Annotated in this window: 21 protein-coding genes and 1 pseudogene; 17 read left to right on the top strand and 5 right to left on the bottom strand. The window is 66.4% G+C overall.

The genetic code is table 11. The features are described 5' to 3' along the window. Nucleotides 1-68: 68 nt before the first annotated feature. Entirely contained in the window at nt 69-1,784 is a 1,716-nt protein-coding gene (locus ACLIVD_RS20460) for a PucR family transcriptional regulator (protein ID WP_491930531.1), read from the top strand. Nucleotides 1,785-1,792: 8 nt separating this feature from the next. Here the strand turns inward: ACLIVD_RS20460 and ACLIVD_RS20455 are convergent, their stop codons facing one another. Continuing rightward, entirely contained in the window at nt 1,793-2,521 is a 729-nt protein-coding gene (locus ACLIVD_RS20455) for a GntR family transcriptional regulator (protein WP_283333976.1), read from the bottom strand. 51 nt (nt 2,522-2,572) lie between these two features. On the opposite strand from ACLIVD_RS20455, the gene ACLIVD_RS20450 reads away from it, so the two are divergent. Continuing rightward, the gene (locus ACLIVD_RS20450) at nt 2,573-5,422 is read left to right on the top strand and encodes an FAD-binding and (Fe-S)-binding domain-containing protein (protein ID WP_283333978.1); all 2,850 of its coding nucleotides are present in this window, start codon (nt 2,573-2,575) and stop codon (nt 5,420-5,422) included. Between the two features lie 75 nt (nt 5,423-5,497). Here the strand turns inward: ACLIVD_RS20450 and ACLIVD_RS20445 are convergent, their stop codons facing one another. Further along, complete coding sequence (locus ACLIVD_RS20445) at nt 5,498-6,922, bottom strand: amino acid permease (RefSeq protein ID WP_283333980.1); 1,425 nt, start codon at nt 6,920-6,922, stop codon at nt 5,498-5,500. A gap of 296 nt (nt 6,923-7,218) precedes the next feature. Here ACLIVD_RS20445 and ACLIVD_RS20440 point away from each other — a divergent pair, with 296 nt between their 5' ends. After that, nucleotides 7,219-8,349, top strand: coding sequence for a PucR family transcriptional regulator (locus ACLIVD_RS20440; protein ID WP_280784303.1), 1,131 nt, complete (start codon nt 7,219-7,221; stop codon nt 8,347-8,349). Nucleotides 8,350-8,370: 21 nt separating this feature from the next. On the opposite strand, the gene ACLIVD_RS20435 is transcribed toward ACLIVD_RS20440, so the two are convergent. After that, nucleotides 8,371-9,300, bottom strand: a complete 930-nt coding sequence (locus tag ACLIVD_RS20435) for a LysR family transcriptional regulator (RefSeq protein WP_280784302.1) — start codon at nt 9,298-9,300, stop codon at nt 8,371-8,373. A 170-nt stretch (nt 9,301-9,470) separates the two neighbouring features. Between ACLIVD_RS20435 and hglS the strand changes: the two genes are divergently transcribed. The 6 genes from hglS to uvrA all read left to right on the top strand — a co-directional run bounded on the left by hglS (nt 9,471) and on the right by uvrA (nt 19,936). After that, the gene (hglS, locus tag ACLIVD_RS20430) at nt 9,471-10,919 is read left to right on the top strand and encodes a 2-oxoadipate dioxygenase/decarboxylase (protein ID WP_317569737.1); all 1,449 of its coding nucleotides are present in this window, start codon (nt 9,471-9,473) and stop codon (nt 10,917-10,919) included. After that, complete coding sequence (gene amaB / locus ACLIVD_RS20425; RefSeq protein WP_491930530.1) at nt 10,920-12,476, top strand: L-piperidine-6-carboxylate dehydrogenase; 1,557 nt, start codon at nt 10,920-10,922, stop codon at nt 12,474-12,476. It begins immediately after the preceding gene. Nucleotides 12,477-12,511: 35 nt separating this feature from the next. Further along, entirely contained in the window at nt 12,512-13,660 is a 1,149-nt protein-coding gene (locus ACLIVD_RS20420) for a Glu/Leu/Phe/Val family dehydrogenase (protein ID WP_016881098.1), read from the top strand. 158 nt (nt 13,661-13,818) lie between these two features. After that, entirely contained in the window at nt 13,819-14,985 is a 1,167-nt protein-coding gene (locus tag ACLIVD_RS20415) for an NAD(P)/FAD-dependent oxidoreductase (protein ID WP_491930529.1), read from the top strand. Between the two features lie 103 nt (nt 14,986-15,088). Continuing rightward, nucleotides 15,089-17,269 carry a thiamine pyrophosphate-dependent enzyme gene (locus tag ACLIVD_RS20410; protein WP_491932907.1) on the top strand — a complete coding sequence of 727 codons (2,181 nt, stop codon included), beginning with the start codon at nt 15,089-15,091 and terminating at the stop codon, nt 17,267-17,269. Between the two features lie 129 nt (nt 17,270-17,398). Then, nucleotides 17,399-19,936, top strand: coding sequence for an excinuclease ABC subunit UvrA (gene uvrA, locus ACLIVD_RS20405; protein ID WP_491930528.1), 2,538 nt, complete (start codon nt 17,399-17,401; stop codon nt 19,934-19,936). A 21-nt stretch (nt 19,937-19,957) separates the two neighbouring features. Here the strand turns inward: uvrA and ACLIVD_RS20400 are convergent, their stop codons facing one another. Then, nucleotides 19,958-20,416 carry a hypothetical protein gene (locus ACLIVD_RS20400; RefSeq protein WP_280784296.1) on the bottom strand — a complete coding sequence of 153 codons (459 nt, stop codon included), beginning with the start codon at nt 20,414-20,416 and terminating at the stop codon, nt 19,958-19,960. Between the two features lie 79 nt (nt 20,417-20,495). On the opposite strand from ACLIVD_RS20400, the gene ACLIVD_RS20395 reads away from it, so the two are divergent. From ACLIVD_RS20395 to ACLIVD_RS20380, 4 genes and pseudogenes are all read left to right on the top strand, one after another. Continuing rightward, nucleotides 20,496-20,618: a hypothetical protein gene (locus tag ACLIVD_RS20395; RefSeq protein ID WP_280784295.1), complete on the top strand. Its 123-nt coding sequence runs from the start codon at nt 20,496-20,498 to the stop codon at nt 20,616-20,618. Then, a pseudogene (locus ACLIVD_RS20390) lies at nt 20,594-20,839 on the top strand (class I SAM-dependent methyltransferase); the annotation flags it as partial. The gene ACLIVD_RS20395 and the pseudogene ACLIVD_RS20390, both read left to right, overlap by 25 nt. A gap of 329 nt (nt 20,840-21,168) precedes the next feature. Next, entirely contained in the window at nt 21,169-21,495 is a 327-nt protein-coding gene (locus tag ACLIVD_RS20385) for an ANTAR domain-containing protein (protein ID WP_005253133.1), read from the top strand. Beyond that, nucleotides 21,495-21,659 (top strand): hypothetical protein, encoded by a 165-nt coding sequence (locus ACLIVD_RS20380; protein WP_167344056.1) that lies wholly within the window; start codon nt 21,495-21,497, stop codon nt 21,657-21,659. The genes ACLIVD_RS20385 and ACLIVD_RS20380 overlap by 1 nt, the downstream gene beginning before the upstream one ends. 75 nt (nt 21,660-21,734) lie before the next feature. Here the strand turns inward: ACLIVD_RS20380 and ACLIVD_RS20375 are convergent, their stop codons facing one another. Continuing rightward, complete coding sequence (locus tag ACLIVD_RS20375) at nt 21,735-23,417, bottom strand: nitrite/sulfite reductase (protein ID WP_491930527.1); 1,683 nt, start codon at nt 23,415-23,417, stop codon at nt 21,735-21,737. A 106-nt stretch (nt 23,418-23,523) separates the two neighbouring features. Here ACLIVD_RS20375 and ACLIVD_RS20370 point away from each other — a divergent pair, with 106 nt between their 5' ends. From ACLIVD_RS20370 to ACLIVD_RS20355, 4 genes are all read left to right on the top strand, one after another. After that, a complete protein-coding gene (locus ACLIVD_RS20370) occupies nt 23,524-24,351 on the top strand; it encodes a sulfurtransferase (protein ID WP_280784293.1) in 828 nt (275 codons plus the stop codon). A gap of 8 nt (nt 24,352-24,359) precedes the next feature. Beyond that, nucleotides 24,360-25,052 carry a hydrogen peroxide-dependent heme synthase gene (gene hemQ / locus ACLIVD_RS20365; RefSeq protein ID WP_411194609.1) on the top strand — a complete coding sequence of 231 codons (693 nt, stop codon included), beginning with the start codon at nt 24,360-24,362 and terminating at the stop codon, nt 25,050-25,052. 73 nt (nt 25,053-25,125) lie between these two features. Then, nucleotides 25,126-25,602: a MarR family winged helix-turn-helix transcriptional regulator gene (locus ACLIVD_RS20360; protein ID WP_009472891.1), complete on the top strand. Its 477-nt coding sequence runs from the start codon at nt 25,126-25,128 to the stop codon at nt 25,600-25,602. A gap of 50 nt (nt 25,603-25,652) precedes the next feature. Beyond that, nucleotides 25,653-26,084 (top strand): DUF5313 family protein, encoded by a 432-nt coding sequence (locus ACLIVD_RS20355; RefSeq protein WP_280784292.1) that lies wholly within the window; start codon nt 25,653-25,655, stop codon nt 26,082-26,084.

Raw genomic sequence — 26,084 nt, 5'->3', positions numbered from 1 at the left:
ACAGGACAAGAAATGCTGATGAAGGTTGTACTGTTGGCTAAACCTGTTCTCACCCTCCGAGCGGAGCGATGTCGGTGCCTTCCGGAAATCGAAGTCCTGCCACGGCAGCCGCGGCGCCCGATCCTTCTGCCGAAACCATCACGCTGCGTGAGCTTCTCCGTGCTCTCGACACCGCGGTCGTCGAGCTGATCGACGCTCCCGCGGGTGACGACGTCGCCGTTGCATCGGTGGCGCTCGTCGACAGCTCCGATCTGACGGTCGAAACCGAATCGCAATCTCCGATGCAGGACTTGTATCTCCATGTGGGGGTTGCGGACGCCGACGCCGTGCGCTGGTTCGACGACGTCTCCGGGCGGGCGCGACGGCACCGGCCGCATGCGGTGATGTCGAAGACGGCGCACGAATCGAGCGCAGTGCAGGCGGCGGCGCACCGTGCCGGCGTCGCCCTCGTGGCGGTGCACCCGAAGGCGCGATGGGATCACGTGTTGCCGCTGGTCCAGCGCATGCTCGACCGGTCTCGCCGCGGGCGTGGCACACCTGCGGACCCGGATCTGCTCGCCACGGACACTGACCTGTTCGGCCTCGCGCAGATCGTCGCCCAGAACGCCGGGGGGATGGTCTCGATCGAGGACGCCCAGTCGAAGGTGCTCGCATACTCTGCCTCCGACGAAGCGGCGGACGAACTGCGCGCCTTGTCGATCCTCGGCCGTGAGGGCCCACGCGATTACCTGCGGACACTGCAGAAGTGGGGAGTGTTCGACCGGCTCCGGGAAAGCGACGAGGTCATCGACGTGCCCGCGCACGAAGAACTCGCCACCAAGCGGCGCCTGGTGGTCAGCATCCGCCAGTCCACCGAGGACGCACCGCGGCTTCTCGGTTCGATCTGGGTGCAACAGGGCGACGCACCGTTCAATCCGGATGCGGTGGACGTGTTGCGCGGCGCTTCGGCGATCGCAGCCCGGATCATCTCCCGAAGTCTCAACGCCCCCTCCACCGAGGGGTTGCTGGTCCAACGGTTGTTCGGTGCGCGTGGTGGGGGCGTCGATGTTCCCTCCGTGGCCAGCGCCCTGAACTTGCCGATGAGCGGCGCGGCCGCTGTCGTGGGCTTCGCGCCGACCGGATCGGAGAGCTCGACGGCCACCGGCGAGTTCGCCGGAATGGGCAGCATGCTCCGCCTGCACGCGAGCTCGTTCAGCCGCCATTCGGTCGCCACCGTGATCGGTGATCGCGCCTACGTGCTCCTTCCTCGCTACAAGTCCGCTGCGGGGGTCACCGCGTGGACGCGGCAGCTCGTCGACCAGTTCGAGGCCAAGCGGTCGATCGTGCTGCGGGCCGCGATCGCCGTTCCGGTTCCCGACCTCGCGCAGGTGGCCGCGGCGCGGGTCGAGGTCGACCGGGTTCTCGACGGCACTGCCGCCACGTTCCCGGAGGGACGGGTGACCACGCTCGCCGAATCCCGCACCGCGGTGCTGCTCGGGGAGATCCTCGACCTCGTCGGCGAGCACCCGGAACTGCACGATCCGCGCGTCGATGCGCTGTACGAGTACGACCGCAAGCATGGTTCCAACCTGTGCGAGAGCGCCGAGACCTACCTCGCCGAGCACGGGGACGTTCGTAATGCCGCCGCCGCACTGAGCGTGCATCCCAACACGCTGCGGTACCGGATCCGCCGAGTGGAAGAGATCATCGGGATCGGTCTGCAGGACGCCGCCGACCGGCTGCTGTTCGAACTGCAACTTGCCGTGCACCGGCGCGCGACACCGGAGAAGCCGCCGCAGGGTTGACGCGTTGGTCAGGAGATGACGGCAGACCAGATCTCGTCGACGGAGAGGCCGGAGTCGTCGCTGAGAACAGCTTGGGCGACAAGGAGTTTCCCGGTGTTGACCAGATGAACGCGCATGGCGGCTTCCGCTCCGTCGGGGTCCCCGGCGATGATGGCATCGATGATGGGCGCATGCTCGTCGTCGATGTCGGTGAGTGTTCTGGTCTTGTCGGCGGTATTGGCCCCGAGCAGCCGGGTGGTCTCGCGAAGGGTCTTGACGATCGCGCGGGCTCGGGCGTTGTCGGCGGCGTCGAGAATCAGGTCGTGAAGCCCGAGATCATGATGGGCGAACTCGTGTTCGTCGCCGCCGGCGGCGGCGTCCTGCATCAGGCGTCGTTGCCGCTGCAGTGCATCCGAGAGCATGGGGTCGGCCGCGGCTGCGGCCTTGCGGACCGCGGGTAGTTCGAGGGCCAACCGGACTGCGAAGATCTCCGCGATCTCCTTCGGCTGGGGGAGGAGAATGCGGAAGCCCTGGCGTGCTTCGAACTTGATGACTCCCACTTCCTCCAGGCGCAGTAAAGCGTCCCGCACCGGGGTTCGGGAGATGCCCAGACCCTCGGCGAGTTGGTAGACCGAGTACTTCACTCCCGGTTTCATGCGGCCGTCGTCGATGGCCGCCCGCACCGCCGCGATCGCCTGCTCCATCCGTCGTCCCGCGAACGGGGTGAGCGGTTCGAGTTCGAGCGCTTCGTCTGCCACCCGATCACTGTAACAACACGGGGCTGTTCGTAGCATGCTAGAGGTTGTAGCATGCTACGAATGATCTCCGCTGAATCACTGGCCGCTGAGCTGCGCAGTTCGGGAGTGAGCGACGTTCTCTCCGACGGCACCACCCGCGCTGCCTATTCGTCCGATGCGTCCCTGTACCGGGTGCGACCGCTGGTCGTCGCGCGGCCGCGCCATGCCGACGAGGTCGCTGCCGCCCTCGCGGTGTGCCGCCGAGAGGGCGTGCCGCTGACCTCTCGCGGTGGCGGCACCTCCGTTGCAGGTAACGCTGTCGGGACCGGACTGATTCTCGACTTCAGCCGGCACATGAACCGGGTGCTGTCGATCGACAGGGACGCACAGACCGCCACCGTCGAGCCGGGCACGATTCAGACGGTGCTGCAGCAGGCCGTCGCACCGCAGGGCCTACGATTCGGGCCCGACCCATCGACGTTCACTCGATGCACCATCGGCGGCATGATCGGAAACAATGCCTGCGGTTCGCGCACGCTCGGATACGGCCGGACCTCGGACAACGTGAAGGGCTTGCACGTTCTGACCGGGACCGGGGAGTCGTTGCAACTGGGTTCGGCCGGTGAGGTGACGGCCTCCCCGGCGCTGAGTGCACTACAGCAGGTCACCCGCGCCGGTTTGGCGACCATCCGCACCGAGCTCGGGCAATTCGGCCGTCAGGTGTCCGGATACGCCCTGGAACACCTGTTGCCGGAAAATCGGTTCGACGTGACCCGCATGCTGGTCGGCACGGAGGGCACCCTCGCGGTGGCAACCCGCGCGACGGTCCGCTTGGTGTCCGAGCCCGCCCACCGCGTCCTGGTCGTGCTGGGGTACGCCGACATCGCGTCGGCGGGTGACGCGACCCCGCTGGTGCTGAAGTTCGATCCGACCGCCTGCGAGGGTATCGATTCCCGGATCGTCGACGTGGTGCGCGAGCGCCGCGGTCCGGATGCGGTTCCGCCGTTGCCTGCGGGGGCGGCCTGGTTGTTCGTCGAGGTCGTCGGCGACGACCTCGACGAGACGATCGCCAGGGCCCAGCAGGTCGGACGGGACTGCGGAGCCGTGGACAGCCTCGTCGTCACCGACGAGGGCCGCACGGCCCAGCTGTGGCGGATTCGCGCCGATGGCGCCGGACTCGCCGGCCGCAGTCCTGCCGGCCTTCCCGCACACGCAGGATGGGAGGACGCGGCCGTGCCACCGGCCATGCTGGGCAACTATCTACGCGACTTCGACGCCCTGATGGACGAATTCGACGTTACCGGCCTGCCGTACGGGCACTTCGGTGACGGATGCATGCACGTGCGCATCGATTGGCCGCTCGACAAGCCCGGCGGGGACCGCATCTTCCGGGACTTCCTGGTCGCGGCGAGCACACTCGTCGCCGGCTACGGCGGATCCCTGTCCGGTGAGCACGGGGACGGCCGCGCCCGCAGCGAACTATTGCCGCTGATGTACTCACCCGACGCGATGAAACTCTTTGCTGCCGTCAAGCACGTCTTCGACCCGGACAACATCCTCAATCCCGGAGTCGTGGTCGACCCCCGCCCGGTCGACGCGGACCTGCGCATTCCCGCAGCCCCACTCCTGCGCCGCAACCTGGCCCTGGCCTATCACCACGACGACGGAGATTTCACCCAGGCGGTGCACCGCTGCACCGGCGTCGGAAAATGCCGGGCCGACAACACCGCCACCGGGGGAGTGATGTGCCCGTCGTATCAGGCGACCCGGGAGGAGAAGGACTCCACCCGCGGCCGCGCGCGCGTGTTGCAGGAGATGATCAACGGCACCGACATCGACGGTGGCTGGCGATCGCCCGAGGTTCACGACGCCCTCGACCTGTGTCTGTCCTGTAAGGGGTGCTCCTCTGACTGCCCGACCGGTGTCGACATGGCCGCGTTCAAATCCGAAGTGCTGCACCAGAGCTACAAGGGTCGCATCCGCCCCGCCTCGCACTACTCGCTGGGATGGCTTCCGCGTTGGGCGAAGATCGCCAGCCACGCGCCCGGTCTGGTCAACGCCACGATGCGCGTTCCCGGCATCGGACCGCTGGCGTTGTCGTCGGCCGGAGTGGACAAGCGCCGCACCATTCCACCGTTCGCGAAGCAGACGTTCCGGTCCTGGTTCAAGGCCACCGAAAACGACCGTGCCACGACCGGTGACCCGGTGCTGCTGTTCGTGGACTCGTTCACCAACTACTTCACCCCCGAGGTCGGGCACGCCACGGTGCAGGTGCTCGAAGCCGCCGGCTACCGGCCGCAATTGACCGACAAGCAGCAGTGCTGCGGACTCACCTGGATCTCCACCGGGCAGCTCACCGCGGCGAAGAAGATCCTCGGCCGCACCGTGGACGCACTGTCCGGTAGCGCCGCGGCCGGAATTCCGATCGTCGGAATGGAGCCGTCCTGCACGGGTGTGCTGCGCTCGGACGCCGCGGAACTGCTCGGTAGGTCGGCGGCCGAACCGGTCGCCGACGCAACCCGTACCCTCGCGGAACTGTTGACGGACCGCGGGTGGGAACCGCCGTCTCTCGAAGGCAAGTCCGTTGTCGCGCAGCCGCACTGCCACCATCATTCGGTGATGGGGTGGAGTCCGGACGCGCAGCTTCTCGAGAAGGCCGGTGCACAGGTTCAGCGGCTGGGCGGATGCTGCGGGTTGGCCGGCAACTTCGGGGTGGAGAAGGGGCATTACGAGGTGTCGGTGGCGGTCGCCGAGCAGCAACTCCTACCCGCCGTGGCCGGGGCGGACGCGGACACCACGATCCTGGCTGACGGCTACTCCTGCCGGACGCAGTTGGCGGATCTGACCGATCGTCGCGGTGACCACTTGGCGCAATTGCTCGCCGCGCAGCTCGACGCCGGTGCTGCGCGCCGACGGGACTGACCCTCGGGGGTGCACACACAAGGGTGGCGGCGGGTGAGACCGTGTATCTGGTCTCACCCGCCGCCACCCGGGGTGTTACTTCGAGGCGGGCCTGGTGACCGGCCCGGGAGCGGGAGCGGAAATGTTGTTCGCGAGCGGGCTCTGCGGGTTGATGCGCCGGCGAAGCCGGTAGGCGATCAACGTCGCGATGAGGGCTCCGACGCTCAGGGAGATCTGCGAGCGGGACGATTCGACGTAGAACATCGACACCAGCACGGCGAGGATGCCGCCGGCAGCGAGGATCGACAGGTAGGGGAACAGCCACATCTTCAGGCGGAGTTGGGCGACCTCTTCTCGGGTCATCAGGCCACGCAGTTTGATCTGCGACATCGCGATCATGAGGTAGACCATCAGGATGGTGGCGCCGGAGGCGTTGAGGAGGAAGGCGAAGACGGTGTCGGGGGAGAGGTAGTCGAGGCCGATGCAGGCGAAGCCGACGAGGGTTGCAAGGAGCAGCGAGTTGCGGGGGACGCCGTGCTTGTCCAGCTTTGCGATGCTCTGTGGCGCATCGCCTTTGTGCGCGAGGGTGAAGAGCATCCGCGAGGAGGTGTAGAGGCCGGAGTTCAGGCAGGAGAGTACGGCGACGAGCACCACAGCGTTCATGATGTCAGGTCCGCCGGGGATGCCCATGTGGGTGAGGGCGTCGACGAACGGCGACTGGCCGACCTTGACGTCGGTCCAGGGCACGATGATGGCGAGCAGCAGCACGGAGCCGATGTAGAAGAACCCGATGCGGGCGATCACGGAATTGGTGGCCTTGGCGACGGCCTTCTCCGGTTCGGCGGATTCGGCGGCGGCGATGGTGGCGATTTCGGGGCCGACCATGGAGAAGACGGCGACGACGACGCCCGAGAGGATGACGGTCCAGCCGTTGGGGGTGAAGCCGCCGTGATCGGTGAGGTTGGAGAAATCGGCGGAATGGCTGGGCCACAGCCCGAAGACGTAGGCGGCACCGAGGGCGAGGAACAGCAGGATCGCGGCGACCTTGATGCCTGCGAACCAGTATTCGAACTCGCCGAAGTTGCGGACCGAGCGGAGGTTCGTGGCGACCATGGCCAACAGCAGGACGACCGCCATCACCCAGGAGGGCAGGTCGATCCAGCGTTGCAGCAGTTTGCCGCCGATGACGGCTTCGGCGCCGACCGCGACGACCCAGAAGAACCAGTACAGCCAGCCGGTGGTGAAGCCGGCCCACCCCCCGAAGGCCTTGCGGGCATAGCCGGCGAACGATCCGGTCGACGGGTTGGTGGTGGCCATTTCGCCGAGCATGCGCATCACGAGGACGATGACGACACCGGTGATGGCGTAGGACACGAATGCTGCGGGGCCGGAGGTGTGCAGCAGGGCGCTCGAACCTACGAAGAGCCCGGCGCCGATGACACCTCCGATCGCGATCATGGTGAGGTGTCGTTGTTTCAGAGACTTCTGCAACGTCTCGGGCGGTTGTTCGAGAGTGGACATCAAACGCTCCAAAGGTCGAGTCGGACACGAGATCGAAAGCGCGAGCTGTGCCCCTGTGGTCGCAGGCGTGATCGGACGCCGCGATACCGTGACGGGTCGGGGACGGAAATGCCGTCCTGGGCCCGGCGAGATGGCGAACTTCCGTTCGTGTGTGATCAACCTAACGGCCCACCACGTAGCATGCTAGGGACATGTGCCAGAACTTTCCGCCCCGTCAGTCAGACACATGTATGGCCGACTCCGAATGATCGCCATAGTTATCGCTCACGAAATACGCTGTTCACGGAGATGGTGAAGTGAATCTCGATGAAGTGGTCACCGAGGTGGCCGAACGTCTGTCGGCATCAGTCGTCCTGGTCGACCGGGCCTTTTCGCTGATCGCTTACAGCACCCAGTTGCCTGGCGTCGACAAAGATCGGGTGCAGTCGATCCTTACCCGCAGTTGCCCGCCGGAGGCGCGCGCGTGGTACGAAAGCTTCGGGATTGCCGATACCACGCGCCCGGTGATCACGCCGGAGAATCCGGATATCGAAGCGTCGTCGCGGATCTGTCTTCCGGCTCGCTACGCAGGCGCGGCATACGGATATCTGTTCGTCCTGGCGGATGAGAACAGCGCCGTGTCCGACGGCGATCTCACCGCCGCAATGTCCCTGGCCGGCCAGGCAGGCGCGCAACTCGCACACACCGCCCGGGGTCGTGACGATATGGCGGTCGCCGTCGCAGACCTCCTCGAAGGCGACCGAAAGGCGTTCGCCCGTGCGATTACTCGCATCGAAGACTCGGGGCTCTTCCCGGACGGCGGCGCGTTGACCGTGCTGGCCGTCGACGGTCTCCTGCCCGCCCCTGGCGCACGCGCTCTGCTGGCACCGATCGGATCGTTGACCGCGGTGATGATCCCTGCCGGCGACGGCGCCGTCGACCCCGTTCGGTCCGTTGCCGAAAGCGGTGCGGGTGCCGGAGCTCTGGTCGGGGTGGGGGGTTCGTACCAGGGGTTGCGGTCTGCCCGCCGAAGCTGGCAGCAAGCCAAACTCGGTGTCCGGGTCGCCCGGCACGACGAATCGATGGGACCGATCGCGTACTGGGAAGAACTCGGCATCTACCGGCTGTCCTCGTGCGGGCCCACCAGCGTCGTCGCCGATGCAGTCCTCACCCCGTCCGTCCGGGCCCTGCTCGACCACCGCAACGTCGACCTGCTCGTCACCGCACAGACTTACCTGGACCAGGCCGGTGACACCGGCGCAACGGCCGGTGTCCTCGGCATTCACCGTCAGACGCTGTACTACCGCCTCGCGAAGATCGAGGAAATCACCGGCCTCGATCTCTCGGTGGGTGCGCAGCGCCTCGAGTTGCATGTCGGCCTCACCCTCGGGCGCTTCATCTTCGAGCACCTCGGAACCGAAGAGGGTCGCAACGGCGAGCAGACCTGACCGCTGCGTCCGATCGGGCGATCAGATCTTCTCGGCAGCCGTCGACGCCGGGTCGACCGCGGCGCGAACGATGTCGGTGATGGCCCGCACCGTAGGCCTGGTCTCCGAGCCGGCGAGGCGTATGAGGACGATTCGCCGACCGATCTCCTGCTCGAGGTCGACGCGGATGATCGGCACCGAACTGTTGAGCCTGATCATCATGTCGGTGACCGGCGCTGCCCCCAGCCCCTTTCCGGCCAGCGCCAGAGACACCGCGGTATCGACGATTTCGTGCCGCACGATCGGCTCGAAACCCTCCTGACGGCAGGCGATGCGGACAGCGCGACCGAACTGGGTCTCCGCGGGAGGCAGAATCCAGTTCCACTCCGCGGCCTCGCGCAGATCGATGGTCCCCTCGGTGCGGATGCCGTAGGCGCCGGAGGAGACGGCGAGCCCGAATCGCTCGCTGCGCAGGGTGATCATCTCGATATCCGGTGTGCGGGGCATCGGTGAATTGGGGTAGTCCAGCCCGAATGCGACGTCGACCTGACCGCGTTGGACGGCGGTGGCGGCGTCGTCGACGTCGAGTTCGCGGCTGCTCAGGGCGAGATGCGGGTACTTGCGCTGCGCTGCGGCCACCACCGGTGGCAACAACGCTGCAGCGGTACTACCGAAGGTGCCGAGAAGAAGAGGCGCAGCGACGTCGTCGTGCACCGCGCGCAGCGCGTCGAGGGCCCTCTGTTCCGCGCTCAAGATTTTCACCGCATGCTCGGCCAGAACGGTGCCGGAATCGGTGAGCACGACATTGCGACCCACCTTGGTGACGAGCCGGGAGCCGACGGCTTTCTCCAAGGCTGCGATCTGCTGCGATACTGCGCCCGCGGTGTACCCGAGTTCCTCGGCGACCGCGACCATCGTTCCACGCCGGGCCAGCTCTCGGAGTGCGACGAGGTGCGCCAAGCTCATATTCATATAGAGATTCTAAACGGTAGTGGCTAGCTTTCTTCGCTGGTGCTATTCATTTCCGCGGACCACGATGAACGTGCGGAACGAGACGTCGGACACGTCGGAGCTCTTCTGAGCCGGCCGGCGACCACGATCTCGATCTCACCCGATCCTCATCGACCCTGGAGTTGCACGCCATGCCGATCACCCAGCAGTGGGAACTGCGCGCCGAGTTCGCTCGCCGTCTCTCGCACATGTACGGGAAGGAAGTTCCCGCATACACCACGTTGCTCGAGGTATCGCAGGCCGTCAACGACACCGTGCTGTCGAATCTCGGTGCGAGCGCAGAACGTCTGGGTTCCATTGCCCGGGTCACCGCCGAACGTCACGGAGCCATCCGAGTGGGCACCCCGCAGGAGATGGCCCAGGTCGCCCGCGTGTTCGCGGCCATGGGCATGTACCCGGTCGGGTTCTACGACCTGCGCGAGGCCGCTGCCAGTTCCGTCCCGGTCGTCTCGACGGCTTTCCGTCCGACGGACCCGGACGAACTGGCGCGCAACCCCTTCCGGGTGTTCACCTCCATGCTGGTGCCCTCGGATCGCCGCTTCTTCAGCGCCGATCTGCAGCAACGCCTGGAAAGTTTCCTCGCCAAGCGCAAGCTGTTCACCACCGAACTGCTGGTCCTCGCCGACCGGGCGACCGAGTACCGGGGGCTGAATTCCGGTGACGCGGAGATGTTCCTGACGTTGGCCACAGCGGCATTCAAGCTGTCCACCGAGGCCGTCGACCGCGCCTGGTACCGCGAACTCGAGGAGGTCTCCTCGGTGGCCGCCGATATCGGTGGCGTCACCAGCACACACATCAACCACCTGACCCCTCGCGTGCTCGACATCGACGATCTCTACGCCCGCATGGAGCGTCGCCGGATCGACATGATCGACACGATCCAGGGTCCGCCGCGGTGGGCCGGTCCGGATCTGCTGCTGCGGCAGACCTCGTTCCGGGCTCTCGCCGAACCGCGGGTGTTCCGAGAGGCCGACGGCGCCGTCGAGAAGGGTTCACTGCGAGTGCGTTTCGGTGAGGTCGAGGCCCGCGGTATCGCAGCCACGGTCCGCGGCCGCGAGGTCTACGATCGGTTGACCGTCGAGATCGAGCAGGCGGTCAGGGAGGCGGCCGCGACCGCGCCGGTGTCGGCCGAGGTACGCAACGAGATCGCTGCGGAGCTGTGGAACCAGCAGGTGCCCGCCACCGAACAGGGGCTCGCGCTCCACGATCTGGCGTACTTCACCTACCGGGTCGACACCGACAAGCAACGCAACGGCACGATGCCCGGACGATCGCTACAGGATCTGATCGATCAGGGCTGGGTCCGCCCGGAGCCGATCGTCTACGAGGACTTCCTGCCGAAATCCGCGGCCGGGATCTTCCAGTCCAACCTGACCTCGGACGGACACAAGGACACCACACAGTCGACGACCGATATCGACGCCGCCTGGATGGAAGGAGTTCTGGGCCGCACACTGCACAACCCGTACACGCTCTACGACGGGATCCGCCGCGCTTCCCTCGATCACGTTGCCACCCAATTGGGAATCCGCGGACCCATCGAAGAACCGGCACCCATCGCTACCCAAGGAGTCAAGTAAATGAGCACCGCTGTCGCCGAGACCATCGCCCTTCCCACCACCGACGAACTGCGCACGCTCGCACGCACCAGCCTGCAGCGATGTGGGGTCGACCCGGCCGTACTCGATACCGCAGGGATCGAGAACACCATCACCACCCGCTCCCCCGTCACGGGGGAGAGCCTCTTCGACTATCCCGCCGCAGACGCCACCGACGTCGAGGCCGCGATCGATGCCGCCCACGAGGCCTTCCTGCAGTGGCGCACCGTTCCCGGCCCGGTCCGCGGATTCCTGATCAAACGCCTCGGCGAACTGCTCACCGAGCACAAGGAAGACGTCGCCAACCTGATCAGCATCGAGGTCGGCAAGATCCGCTCGGAGGCCCTCGGCGAGGTCCAGGAAATGATCGACATCTGCGACTTCGCGGTCGGTCTGTCCCGGCAGCTCGACGGCCGCACCATGCCCTCGGAGCGTCCCGGACACCGACTGATGGAGACCTGGCACCCGCTCGGTGTCGTCGGTGTCGTCTCGGCGTTCAACTTCCCCGCCGCGGTGTGGTCCTGGAACCTGGCTCTTGCCATCGTCTGCGGTGACTCGGTGATCTGGAAGCCCGCGCAGCTGACCACCCTCACCGCCGCCGCCTGCTCGGCGCTGTTCGACCGTGCCGCAAAAGAATCCGGCGCCCCGGCCAACCTGAATGTTCTCGTCTCGGCGAGTGCCGCCGACACCCAGGCCCTGATCGACAGCCCGAAGGTGCCGTTGATCAGCGCGACCGGTTCCGAGCGGATGGGCGAGCAGATCGCTCCCCGCGTCGCCGCCCGGTTCGGCCGCGCCATCCTCGAGCTCGGCGGAAACAATGCTGCAATCGTCACCCCGTCGGCGGACCTCGACATCGCCACCCGCGGAATCGTCTTCGCCGCAGCCGGCACCGCCGGCCAGCGCTGCACCTCGATGCGCCGCATCATCGTCCACCAGGACATCGCCGACGAGCTGATCGACCGGATCTCCCAGGTCTACGGCCGCCTCCCGATTGGCGACCCGTTCGCCGACGGCACCCTCGTGGGCCCGCTGATCGACGGCAAGTCCCACGCCAACATGACCGCAGCCCTCGACAAGGCTGTCGCGCAGGGCGGCGAGATCCTCGTCGGCGGCAAGCGCCGCCCGAGCAGCGAAAGCTCGTACTACGTCGAGCCGGCGATCGTGCGGATGCCGGCCCAGAGCGAGATCGTCAAGGACGAAACCTTCGCCCCGATCCTCTACGTGCTGACCTACGACACGTTCGAGGAAGCGATCGCCCTGCACAACGACGTCCCGCAGGGTCTGTCGTCGTCGATCTTCACCACCGACCAGCGTGAGGCGGAGCGGTTCATCGCCGCCGACGGTTCGGACTGCGGCATCGTCAACGTCAACATCGGCACGTCCGGCGCCGAGATCGGCGGCGCGTTCGGCGGCGAGAAGACCACCGGCGGCGGCCGCGAATCCGGCTCGGACGCCTGGCGCGCCTACATGCGCCGCGCGACCAACACCATCAACTACTCCCGCGAGCTGCCCCTGGCTCAGGGCGTCAACTTCGGCTGACATCCCCCTATCGAATCGCACGAGGAGCAACGACGATGTTCGAATTGATCGACGAATGGGGTCCGGAGAAGGTCGTGTGTGTCTCCGATGCACGCACCGGCATGCGCGGCGTTCTCGTCATCGACAACACCGCCCGCGGAATGGGCAAGGGCGGCACCCGCATGTCCACCACGGTCAGTGTCGGCGAGGTCGCCAGGCTGGCCCGCAACATGACCTGGAAGTGGGCGGGGGTCGACCTGTTCTACGGCGGGGCCAAGGCCGGCATCTGGGCCGACCCGACTGCCTCCTCCAAGGAGGCGGTCCTGCGTGCCTTCGTCCGGGCACTCCGCAACGAGGTCCCCGAGGAGTACGTCTTCGGGCTCGACGTGGGATTGACCGAGAAGGACGCCGCGATCATGCTCGACGAGGTCGGCGGACGCGGCGGCGCGGTGGGCACCCCCCACGCGCTCGGCGGGCTCCCGTACGACCAGCTCGGGGTCACCGGCCACGGTGTCGCGGAGTCGGCCGACGCCGCCGCGCAGGCCCTCGGCCTGTCCACCGGTTCGCTGAGCGTGTCCATCCAGGGCTTCGGAGCGGTCGGAGCCGCGAGCGCGAAGCGCCTCGCGGAACTCGGGGCCACCATCGTCGCTGTGTCCACCTCGCAGGGCGGCATCCACAACCCGGACGGGCTCGACGTCGCCACCTTGCTCGATCTGCGCGATCAGTACGGTGACGGACTCGTCGACCAGTACTCCGACGCCAAACCTCTCGCTGCCGGGGAAGAACTCTCGGTGACCGCGGACATCCTGATCCCGGCGGCGTTGCAGGACGTCATCGACGCCGATCTCGCCCGCACGTTGCCGGCCAAGATCGTCGTCGAAGGCGCAAACCTGCCGAGCAGCCCCGAAGCACAGTCGGTGCTGTTCGACCGCGGCGTGACCGTGGTTCCGGATTTCATCGCCAACGCCGGCGGTGTGGTCGCCGCAGCCGTGGCGATGGATGCCCGCTACTCCGGAATCCGCCCCGAACCGGCAGCCGTGTTCGACAACATCTCGAACAAGCTGCGCGCCAGCACCATCGACACCCTCGATGCGTCGAAGGCTCAGGGTCGAACCACCCACGAGGTGGCCCGCACCACCGCCCAGGAGCGCGTGCGCGAAGCCATGGTGCTCCGCGGGCGTTCCCCGCAGAACGCCGCGTTCTAAAAGGTTCGGAACCCCCCACGCGCAACTGTGTGACCCCACTCCGGTCAGCGGGCGCGCGCCATTCCTCCAGGCAAAGTCATCGACCCGGTCGTTCGTCAGGTGTCCCGGAAACCGGTCGGGCATCACATCACTACTCTCGAAGGAAAGAAGAGGACGACATGAGCAAGGAACTTCCCGAACAGGCATCCGTCGTCGTGATCGGCGGCGGCGTCATCGGCGCCAGCATTGCGTTCCACCTCGCCGAATCCGGGGTCTCCGATGTCGTCCTCCTGGAAAAGGACGAGTTGGCCTGCGGCTCGACCTGCAAGGCCGCCGGCGGTGTTCGCGCCTCCTTCAGCAACGAGGCCAACATCGCGATCGGTTTGCGCGGACTCGACGTGTATTCGCGGTTCGCGCAGGAGTACCACCAGGAGATCGACTTCAGCCGCGACGGCTACCTCTACCTCCTCTCGGACCAGACGAACGTCGACATCTTCACCGAGAGCGTCGCGCTGCAGAACCGCCACGGCGTTCCGAGCCGCATGGTCACCCCCGAAGAAGCACAGAAGATTTCGCCGCTCATCAGCACAGACGGACTCCTCGCCGCCTCCTGGTCGCCCCAGGACGGCAAGGCCACGCCCGAATCGGTCGTGATGGGATACGCCGCCGCTGCCCGTCGACACGGCGCCCGCGTCGTCCGCCACTGCGCGGTCACCGACATCGAGAGCACCGGCGGCACCATTACCGCAGTCGTGACCGAACACGGACGCATCAAGACCGACACCGTGGTCTGCGCCGCCGGAGCCTGGTCGGCCGGCGTCGGCAACATGCTCGGGGTGAACATCCCCGTCGTTCCCGTCCGCCGACAGATCGCCTTCACCGAGCCGCTGTCCGAGTTGCCCGAATCCTCGCCGTCGCTGACCATCGACTTCCCGTCGAACTTCTACTTCCACCCGGAAGGCAAAGGCCTGCTTCTAGGCTGGTCCGACCCGAACGAGCGCGAGGGATTCAACCTCAAGTTCGAACTCGAGGACTGGCTGATGGGACTGGGCGCCATCGCCGAGACCCGGGTGCCGGCCGTACTGGACTACGGCATCAGCACCGGTTGGGCCGGCCTCTACGAGGTCACCCCCGACCGCAACCAGATCATCGACCGCTCCACCGAGGTCGAGGGCCTGCTCATCGCCACCGGATACTCCGGCCACGGCTTCCTGATGGGCCCGGCGACCGGCGAGATCGTGCGCGACCTCTACCACGGCAAAGAGCCCGGATACGACATCAGCTCGTTCGCCCTGGACCGTTTCGCGCAGGCCGGTATCGGCGCAGGCGAAACAAACATCGTCTGACCCCACCCGTTGCACCGCCCAGCAGAAGACGATCACCTGCCCCTCAGGAGCCGGATTCATGGCCGAACAGATCGATGATCACTTCACCACCACCGTCGCCGCGATGGCCGATACGACACGTCCGGGAGCGAGCGATCACGACCGGCCCGTCGAGACAGCGTCGAGCCTGTCCGTGCAGCAAACCCTGGACCTGTTCGATTCTCAATTAGGCAGTCGGCACCTGGATCTGGTTGCCCGACGGCTTCGCGCGAAGGGCAAGGGCTTCTACACGATCGGCTCGTCCGGGCACGAAGGCAACGCGGTCGTCGCGGGAGCCCTCCGGCCGACCGATCCGGCACTGCTGCACTACCGTTCCGGTGGTTTCTTCCTCGAACGCGCCCGGCAGGTCCGGGGCAGCGACCCCCTGCGCGATGTGCTCCTCGGTGTCGTCGCCGCCACCGAGGAACCGATGTCCGGCGGTCGGCACAAGGTGTTCGGCCGCCACGACCTCAATATCATTCCCCAGACCTCGACGATCGCCTCTCACCTGCCCCGGGCGGTCGGCGTCGCCTTCTCCATCGTCCGCGCCGCCAAACTGAACGTGCTCTCCGCGTGGCCCGAGGACGCGGTCGCGGTCTGCAGTTTCGGCGACGCCTCGGCGAATCACTCGACCGCGGTCGGCGCGATCAACACCGCCATCCACTCGGCCTTCCAGGGCCTTCCGCTTCCGCTGTTGGTCGTCTGCGAAGACAACGGCATCGGCATCAGCACCAAGACGCCGAAGGGGTGGATCGCCGCGAACTTCGGCAACCGTGAAGGTCTCGAGTACTTCACGGTCGACGGATCCGACCTCCCGATGGCCTACGCCACCGCGAAGCATGCCGCCGACTGGGTTCGCAGGCACCGCAAGCCGGCGTTCCTGCACCTGCGCACCGTCCGGTTGATGGGTCACGCCGGCTCCGACTTCGAAGCCGCCTATCGCACCACCAGCGAGATCACCGCCGACTTCGACCGGGATCCGGTGCTGTGCACGGCGAAACTCCTCATCGAGCGCGGACACCTGAGCCCCACCGACATCCTCGACCGCTACGAGAACAAGCGCGCCGAAGTCGACGCGCTCGCACAGGAAGTCGGCGAGCTGCCGCAACTCGACAGTCCCGCCGCAGTGATGCGGCCACTGACCGAGGGCCTCGACGAGGCGATCGACGCCGAACCGCGACGGACCTACCCGGCCCGCCGAGCCCAGATCGTCGGATCCCCGCTTCCCGAGGAGGAAGGTCCGCTCACCGTCGCTCTCGCGATCCACCGTGCCCTGCTCGATGTGCTCATCGAGTATCCCGAGGCGCTGGTGTTCGGTGAGGACGTCGCCCGCAAGGGCGGGGTGTACGGGGTGACCCGGGGTCTGATGAAGAAGGCGGGGTCGGCGCGGGTGTTCGACACGCTCCTCGACGAGCAGGCGATCCTGGGTCTCGCGCTGGGCGCGGGGGTGTCCGGACTACTGCCGTTCCCGGAGATCCAGTACCTGGCGTATCTGCACAATGCGGCCGATCAGATCCGGGGGGAGGGTGCGACGTTGCAGTTCTTCTCCGACCGTCAGTACCGCAATCCGATGGTGGTGCGGGTCGCGGGCTACGGGTATCAGAAGGGGTTCGGTGGGCATTTCCACAACGACAACGCCGTCGCCGCGCTACGCGACATCCCCGGCATCGTCGTGGCGTCGCCGGCGCGCCCCGACGACGCCGCGGCCATGATGCACACGTGCGCGGCGGCCGCGCGGACCGCGGGGGCGCTGTGTGTGTATCTGGAACCCATTGCGCTGTATCACACCCGGGATCTGTACGAGGACGGTGACGAGCAGTGGCTGGCACCGTATCCGGATCCGGCAAAGCGGACCGAGAACCATGTGCCGATCGGCTCCGCCCGCACGTACGGTGACGGCACCGACCTGACGATCGTCACGTTCGGCAACGGGGTCCGTATGAGTCTGCGGGTCGCGCGCCGTCTCGAACGGGCGAACATCGCCGCGCGTGTGGTGGACATGCGGTGGCTCGCACCGCTGCCCGTCCACGACATTCTCCGGGAGGCGAACGCCACCGGACGGGTGCTCGTCGTCGACGAAACCCGATCCTCCGGGGGTGTCGCGGAGGGCGTCGTCACCGCCCTGATCGACGAAGGTTTCACCGGCCGTCTCGCGCGGGTAGCCAGTGAGGACAGTTTCATCCCGCTCGGCGACGCCGCCCTCGAGGTCCTGCTCTCCGAAGACACCATCGAGGCCGCGGCGATCAAGTTGGTACAGGTGAGCTGATGGCATTGGTCGGGCCGGAATACTGGGGCGGACTCTCCCCGAAAGAGCGTCGCCAGTACACATGGTTCCACCCCTCGAGTAAGACTGGGACGTAACCTGTCCGAGCACGAACCGACACCTGGAGCAGTTGTGCCCACCTTCGATCCCGGACCGCACGCTGAACCGTTACGTGCCCAGGAATTCAACGGAATCGCAGTGTTCGACGCCAGCGAACACAACCTCGCCCACGTCGATGTGTTCATTCCCCGGGACTGCATCGTCGCGTTCACCGGGGTCTCGGGATCGGGGAAGTCGTCGTTGGCCTTCGGCACCGTTTACGCTGAAGCACAACGGCGGTTCCTCGAGTCCGTCACCCCGTACGCACGCCGGCTGATGGATCAGATCGGAGCGCCCAGGGTTGGGGACATCACCGGGCTTCCACCGGCGGTCGCCTTGCAGCAGGCCCGCGGTCACACCTCCGCCCGATCGTCGGTCGGCACCCTCACCCACATCTCGAACGTGCTGCGGATGCTGTTCTCCCGAGTCGGCACCTACCCGCCGGACGCCCCCGTTCTCGACTCGAACGCGTTCTCGCCCAACACACCCGAAGGCGGATGCCCAGCCTGCCACGGCCTCGGCCGTACCCACGACGTCGATATCGATGCCCTGGTGCCGGACCCGAGCCGAAGTATCCGCGGCGGTGCCGTCGCCGCCTGGCCCGGCGCCTGGCTGGGCAAGAACTACCGCGACATCCTCGACACACTCGGTATCGACGTCGACCGCCCCTGGTCCGAGCTTCCGGAAGACGAGCGCGAGTGGATCCTCACCACCGAGGAACAACCCACGGTCACGGTGTCACCCGTGCGCGACCCGGGCAAGATGGTGCGCGACTACCAGGGGACGTTCTCGAGCGCCCGCACCTACGTTCTTCACACCTTCGCGACGACGAAGAGCGCAACCCAGCGGGCGAAGGTCGCCCGATATCTGGTGTCCCGGCCCTGCAGTGCGTGTAACGGCAAACGGCTGCGCCCCGAGGCGCTGGCCGTACGGTTTGCCGGCCTCGACATCGCCGACGCCACGGAACTGTCACTGGCCGATCTGGCCTCGGTCCTCGACGCCGTCGTCGCATCCCGCGGTTCCGACGCAAGCGACGCAACCGAACGCGCGTCCGCGGCGCTGGTAGACAACCTTCGCGGACGCCTCGCGGGTCTGATCGAACTCGGGCTGGGCTACCTGAGCCTTGCCCGCTCGACCACCACGCTCTCGCCGGGAGAACTTCAGCGCCTGCGGCTGGCCACCCAGCTGCAATCGGGCCTGTTCGGAGTGCTGTACGTCCTCGACGAACCGTCCGCAGGCCTGCATCCCGCCGACACCGAGGCGCTGGTCACCGCCGTGCGCCGGCTACGAGCGGCAGGTAACTCCGTCTTCGTCATCGAACACAACCTCGACGTCGTCCGCGCGGCGGATTGGATCGTCGACGTCGGTCCCGGAGCCGGGGAGCACGGCGGGCGGGTGCTGTACAGCGGCAAGGTGGACGGTCTCGCTCACGTTCCCGAATCCATAACTCGCCGATACCTTTTCGGAACACCTGAGAGTTACCCCGAGCCCGGTCTGCCGAGCAGGTGGATCGAACTCGCCGGCATCACGATGCACAACCTGCGGGATCTGACGGTGCGAATCCCGCTCGGGGTGCTCACCGCGGTCACAGGCGTGTCCGGATCGGGCAAATCCACACTCGTGAGCCGGGTTCTCACCGACGTCGTCGCCCAACACCTAGGCGTCGACAGCGAACCCGTCACCGACACCGGGGGAGACGACGCAGACGACTCCACAGTCGTACTGGCCGAAGAGCGTGAGAACGACACCGAGCCGACGATCGTGGCCGCCCACGGGCTGGGACACATCAACCGGCTGGTGCGTGTGGACCAGACCCCCATCGGGCGGACTCCACGTTCAAATCTTGCCACCTACACCGGACTCTTCGATGTGATCCGGAAACTCTTCGCCGCACACCCCGTTGCCCGTGAACGCGGATACAGCCCGGGCCGATTCTCATTCAATGTCAGTGGCGGCCGTTGCGAGGAATGCGAGGGCGCCGGTTCGATCACCATCGGCATGCTGTTTCTACCCGAGGCCTCCGCGCCGTGCCCGGCGTGCGCGGGCGCACGGTACAACGCGGAGACCCTCGAGGTCCTCGTCGACGGCCGGACGATCGCCGACGTTCTCGCGATGACGGTCGACGACGCGCGCGCGTTCCTGAGTCACGTTCCGGCAGCAGCGAAAAGCCTTGACATGCTGGTCGAAGTCGGTCTCGGATACCTGCGACTCGGCCAATCGGCCACCACCCTGTCCGGTGGGGAGGCGCAACGGGTCAAGCTCGCCAGCGAACTGCAACGCATCCGATCCGGGCACACGCTCTACGTACTGGACGAACCGACCACCGGATTGCACCCCGCCGACGTCGACCGCCTCATGACGGTGTTGCGACGTCTCGTCGCGGCGGGAAACACCGTCGTACTCGTCGAACACGACATGCCGGTCATTGCCTCGGCGGACTGGATGATCGACCTCGGGCCCGGCGGCGGAGACAACGGCGGCCGGATCATCGCCTCGGGGCCACCGATGGTCGTTGCCGAGACGGCCGACTCCGCCACCGCCGCCTACCTCTCCCGGCACCTCGCCGTGTGACGTTGCGTGTGCGGTACCGGTTCAGTGCGCGTGAATTCCGTAGACGGTGACGACGAAGCTGTGGCCCTTGGCGGTGCAGGTGACGTCGCCCATGAACCCTGCGAGACAGGTGGTTCCCCCGTGGGTGATCGTCTTCTGATACATGCTCTGGCTGGTGGCGACCTCGGAGATGTCGGGGTTGCCGCCGGGCAGGGTGAACGGGGTGCCGGGAGGGTAAGTGGGGTGCGCCGGAAGCCAGGGAAGGTCGATGACGACGTGCTGGACGGGTCCCAGCCACGGCAGTCCGAACTCGCCGAGGATCGGGAAGTCCATCGGCAATGGTTGCGGCAGATCGCATCCCACCGTGTCGTCGGGTGCGATCGAGCAGTTGAAGTTCCCCACCCGGAAGTAGACGGGGGTGGGGGAGTCCGCCTCCGCGGGTGTGGCGAACGCGAGGAACGCGGCTGCTGTGGCCGTGAACAGGCCGATGGCTCGCGTCACTGAAGGTTTCATACGAGGTATATAGGCTGGGAGCGGCGGGCGTTAGCTGGGTGTGGCATCGGACGGCGAAGAACTGACCGTGAGCACTGCCGTGCGAGTTGCCCTGTGGCGGGCGATGCACGTACAGGTCGACGCTGCACCGCACGTTCTCGTCGACGAGAACGGCCAACCGGCCGCGAAGCCTGGAAGCGGAACCGGCTGATCGAGCTGGGCTTCGGTGTTCCCGACTGGCTGCGGCTGGTGCCAGTGGACTTCGAGGCGAGCGAGTCCTGGTCGGAGCAGCTGGTTGCGGCGGGCTTCGATTCTCGCCTGCCTGCGGTCGTCGTCTCCACCGGCGTGACGATGTACCTCACGAAAGACGCCACCGCGGCCACCCTGCGCCAGCTCGCCGGTCTCGCTGCGGGCTCGACGCTGGCGATGGACGTTCCTTCTATCGACCGAACTTCTCGACGACGCCGATCGCTCCGGGCGTCCGAGAGCGGTGCACGAGCGGCCGGAACACCGTTCATCAGTTTCTACACCCCGCCGGAAATGCTGACCCTGGCCCGCCAGGCAGACTTCGGTGGCCACTACCTGAGCGCTGTGTCATGTGGCGGCACAGCTGGACATTTGTCTAGATGACAGGCGCGGCGCCGTCGGCTAGAACTGGTGAGGCATCGACAGTGACGTGACTCACATTTTGCGTCCGGACGGGATCGTCGGCACACCGGCGGGTCGGCAGCCGATGCACGAGAGCGAAGGAGCATCGCGGAATGATCGAGGACAGCACCGAACTACTGACTCCGACTCCCGGCCCGACACGCCTGATCCCTCGTAGGCGTCCCGACGGACGTGAACTGCTCGGCACGGCGAAGGGAATCCTGATCGCCGGTCGCGGCTGCAGTGACGCCCAGGCGTTCGACGAACTCCTCGACGTTGCCCGGCGTCATCATCTGACCGTCCTCGGCGCTGCCCGGAGCCTGGTCGACCTCGCTGCCGGCCCCTCGCCCCGACGGCGCTCGCCCGAAGCCGCCCGATTCGAAGAGTGGGAGCAGCTGGTCAATCAGCTTCCGCCCCGCCGACACGCACAGGCGAGCTGATGCGACAGGAGTCGAGCCACCCGCGTGAAAGTACAGGGCCGCTCCCGGCCGACGCGATCGTGTGGCCGGAACCGAGCCCGCTCGATTCGTGGTGGAAGCACGTGGTCAACGACCATGCGGCCGCAGTTCCCGAGCGCGAGCCCGTCACCGACGCCGGCAAGTAGCAGACCACGACAGGCGGGTTCTCCAGGAAGTCTCGCTTCAGCCTCGACTGCGCGGTGCCCGGCAGTGCGAGCCGATCATGCGAGATCGGCTTCGGTGGCGCGTTGGACCCAGGTCGCGAACTTCTCGGAGCCTTCGCGGCCGGCCACGTACCGGCGGACGATCCGCTCGACGTAGTCGGGCACCTCGGTGGCGGGGAGCTTGTGGCCGCGCAATTTGCGCCCGAAGCTCGTGTCCAGCCCGAGGCTGCCGCCGAGATGGACCTGGAAGCCCTCGACCTGGTTGGAATCGGCATCGGTCACGATCATGCCCTTGAGGCCGATGTCGGCGACCTGAATGCGGGCGCACGAGTTGGGGCACCCATTGAGGTGAACTGTGATCGGGTGCTCGAGCTGATCCTGGACGTCGGCAAGTCGCTTCTCGACGTCTGTGATGAGTGCGGCGGCTCGCGCCTTGGTCTCGACGATCCCGAACTTGCAGAATTCGATGCCGGTGCAGGCCATGGTGCTCCGTCGCCAGGGCGACGGACGAGCGGGGAAACCCAGTTTTTCGAGATCGGCTTGGAGGGAGTCGATACTGTCGTCCTCGACGTCGAGGATCACCAGTTTCTGCATCGGGGTGATGCGTACTCGTCGGGATCCGGATGCTTCCGCTGCTCGTGCCAAGTCGGTCAGCACGGTGCCGCCGACCCTGCCGACGACGGGTGCGATCCCGAGGGCGTTGAGCCCGTTCTTCTGGCGCTGGATGCCGACGTGATCGCGTGGTTCGTCGAGCGGTTCGGGTGCTGGTCCATCGAGCATCGCGCGTCCGAGGTATTCCGTTTCGAGCACGTCGCGGAACTTTTCGACACCCCAGTCCGAGACGAGGAACTTCAGGCGTGCCTTCGCCCGCAGTCGCCGATACCCGTAGTCGCGGAAGAGGGAGACGATTCCGATCCACACGTCGGGCACGTCTTCCAGTGGTACCCACGCTCCGAGGCGCTCGCCGATCCGCGGATTCGTCGACAGGCCGCCGCCGACCCAGACATCGAGTCCCGGGCCATGGTCCGGGTGGTCGACACCGATGAACGCCACATCGTTGATCTCGTGGACCACGTCTTGGAGACCGGAGATGGCGGTTTTGAATTTGCGCGGCAGGTTGGAGTAGTCGGGGTTTGCGATCAATCGGCGGGTGATCTCGTGCAGAGCGGGTGTGGCGTCGAGAACCTCGTCGACGGCGATGCCGGCCATCGGTGAGCCGAGGACCACGCGCGGGGTGTCGCCTGCGGATTCGGCGGTCGTGAGGCCTACCCCCTCGAGCCTCCGCCAGATTTCGGGTAGGTCCTCGACCCTGATCCAGTGCAGCTGAATGTTCTGGCGGTCGGTGAGATCCGCGGTGTCGCGGGCGAACAGTTGGGAGACTTCACCGACGACGCGCAGCTGTTCGGTGGTCAGTGCCCCTCCGTCGATGCGGATGCGCAGCATGAAGTGCTCGTCCTCGAGCTCTTCCGGCGGCAACGTGGCGGTTCGGCCGCCCTCGATGCCGGGTGCGCGCTGGGTGTAGAGCCCCCACCAGCGGAAGCGGCTTCGCCGATCGGTCGGGTCGATGCCGGCGACACCGGTACGGCAGTACACCTCCTCGATTCTCTTGCGCACGTTGAGGCCGTCGTCATCCTGTTTGACCTGCTCGTTCACGTTGAGTGGCTCACGGTCTCCCGGAGCCCATTGCCCCTCCGTGCGCGGGGCCTTTGCCTGCGCAGGGCGGGTCTTCGGTGTTGTCATCGGTGCTCCTGTCGAAACTGCGTGCGCAAAACTGTAGCGTAGACGAATAGATCGTGCATTAATTATATGTGCACACCCCGGTTGCCGACGAAGTGAAGGATGAACCATGAGTAGAAGCAATTTTCTGGTCGACGCCGAATGGGTCGCCGAACACGGACGCGACCCCGACGTCGTCCTCGTCGAGGTGGACGAGGACACCACGCAGTACGAGACGAACCACATCGACGGTGCCGTCCGCATCGACTGGAAGCGCGATCTTCAAGATCCGGTGCGCCGCGACGTCATCGACCGGCGATCGTTCGAGAAACTCCTGTCCGAGCGAGGAATCGCCAACGGCGACACGGTGATCCTGTACGGCGGGAACAACAACTGGTTCGCCGCCTACGCGTACTGGTACTTCAAGCTCTATGGCCACCGCGACGTCCGGCTGCTCGACGGCGGACGCAAGAAGTGGGAGCTCGACGGCCGGCCCTTGTCGAGCGAGACGGTCACCCGGCCGGCCACCGACTACGTGGCGTCCGAGCCCGTGTCGGGAATCCGCGCGCACCGCGACGAGGTGATCGAGCAGATCGGGAGAAAGAACATTGTCGACGTCCGGTCTCCCGACGAATTCTCCGGGAGGATCCTCGCCCCGGCGCACTTCCCGCAGGAACAACCCCAGGTTCCGGGGCACGTCCCGACTGCTGTCAACGTGCCGTGGTCCAAGGCTGCCGCTGACGACGGCACCTTCCTCGGTGAGGACGCGCTCCGCGCCCTGTACGGCGACGCCGGCCTCGACGAGACGAAGGACATCATCGTCTATTGCCGGATCGGCGAAAGATCGGCGCACAGTTGGTTCGTTCTCCACGAATTGCTCGGCTACCCCGACGTCCGGAACTACGACGGCTCCTGGGTGGAGTACGGCTCGTTGGTCGGCGTCCCGGTCGAGAGGTAGCCCGCGCCTTGACCAGGTCTCGCTTCACCGAACTCAATCAGCGCGTGCGGTTCATGATGTTCACCGTGTTCCAGGTGGTCCCCGGCGCGCTGCCGGATGTCCGCGACGAGGTCGTGGACGATGCGCGCACATACCTCGAGCGAGTCGCCGAGTCCGGTGTCGCAATCCGCGGAATGTACGACGTCGCAGGACTACGTGGAGACGCCGACTTCATGATGTGGACGCATGCCGACACCGTCGAGGAATTGCAGGCCGCCTACTCCGGTTTCCGGCGCTGCAGACTCGGTCGAGCGTGCACGACGGTGTGGAGTGCGGTCGCGCTCCACCGGCCGGCCGAATTCAACCGCAGCCACATCGCGGCATATGTGGCCGACGAGAAGCCGGGACAGTTCGTGTGCGTGTACCCGTTCAACCGATCGCTCGAGTGGTATCTGCTGCCGGACGCCGAACGGCGACGGCAGCTCGCCGAACACGGCCGAGCGGCTCGCGCCTACCCGGACGTGCGGGCCAACACCGTGAGTTCCTTCGGGTTGAGCGACTACGAGTGGATCCTCGCCTTCGAGGCTCCGGACCCGAGCCGGATAGTTGACATGATGCGAGACCTTCGCGCTACTGACGCGCGCAGGCACGTTCGGCTGGAGACGCCGTTCTTCTCCGGCCCGCGAACCGGCCTCGATGCCCTCGTTGCGCGATTCCCGTGACGATCGCCGGCAACCTCCAGAATGATTCGTGCAATATTAGTTATTGCACGAATCATTCTGGTAGCCTAGTGGCATGACCGCAGACATCCAGCAGGGGAAGGCCGGCGACGATCTACTCGCTCTCGACCGGCAGGTGTGTTTCGCGCTCGCGATCGCGAACCGGGCGGTACTCGCCGTCTACCGCCCCTTGCTCGAACCGATGGGGCTGACGCATCCGCAGTACCTGGTCATGCTCGCCCTCTGGGGAAAGGCCCCGATGGCGGTCAAGGAGATCGGGACCGCACTGCAACTCGATTCACCCACCCTCTCGCCGCTCCTCAAGCGTCTCGAAGCGTCCGGACTGATCACGCGCACCCGCAGCCGGGCCGACGAGAGGCAACTGGATGTCGAACTGACCGAAGCCGGTGCTGCGCTACGTGCGGAGGCCGAGAAAATTCCGCCCGCCGTTATCGAAAAGCTCGGTGTCAGCCTGGCCGAACTCGAAGAACTTCACGACGTTCTCACCCGCGTCAATCAGGCTGCGCTCAGAGCGGGCGCGCTCGATCACTGAGGACAATCATGTCGAATTCGACTTCAGCACAACATGAACAGGTAATTGTCATGTCCCGAAACACGCAACGAACCCGGCCCGGCCCCCTACAGTGGCTGGGCTACGCGGTAGGCCGTAAACTACCCGACTCCATGCAGGACTGGGTCCGCAACGACCTGGTCGGTGACTGGGCGGTTCCCCGGCACCTCGTTCGCAGCATGGTCCCGTTCGTTCCGGTCTTCGCCGCGTTCTTCCTGTTCCCGGGGCCGCTCGGACTGCGAGCCTCCATGGTCTTGCTCGGAGTGCTGCTCGCCGTGTTCTATGCGGTGTCGTACATGGCACAGAACCGATCTCGACGCCTGGAGAGGCACGGACTGCCGCCCGACCTGGAGAACCCGAGGAAGGCGTCCCGTCACGACGCCGAAAAGGCCGCGTACGAGAAGCTCCACGGACCTCCCGGCACCTGGGGCATCGAACGGCGCAGCGGCAACGAACTCCGCTGA

This window comes from Rhodococcus sp. G6(2025), assembly GCF_058628105.1.
This window is presented reverse-complemented; position numbering and strand designations above follow the sequence as displayed.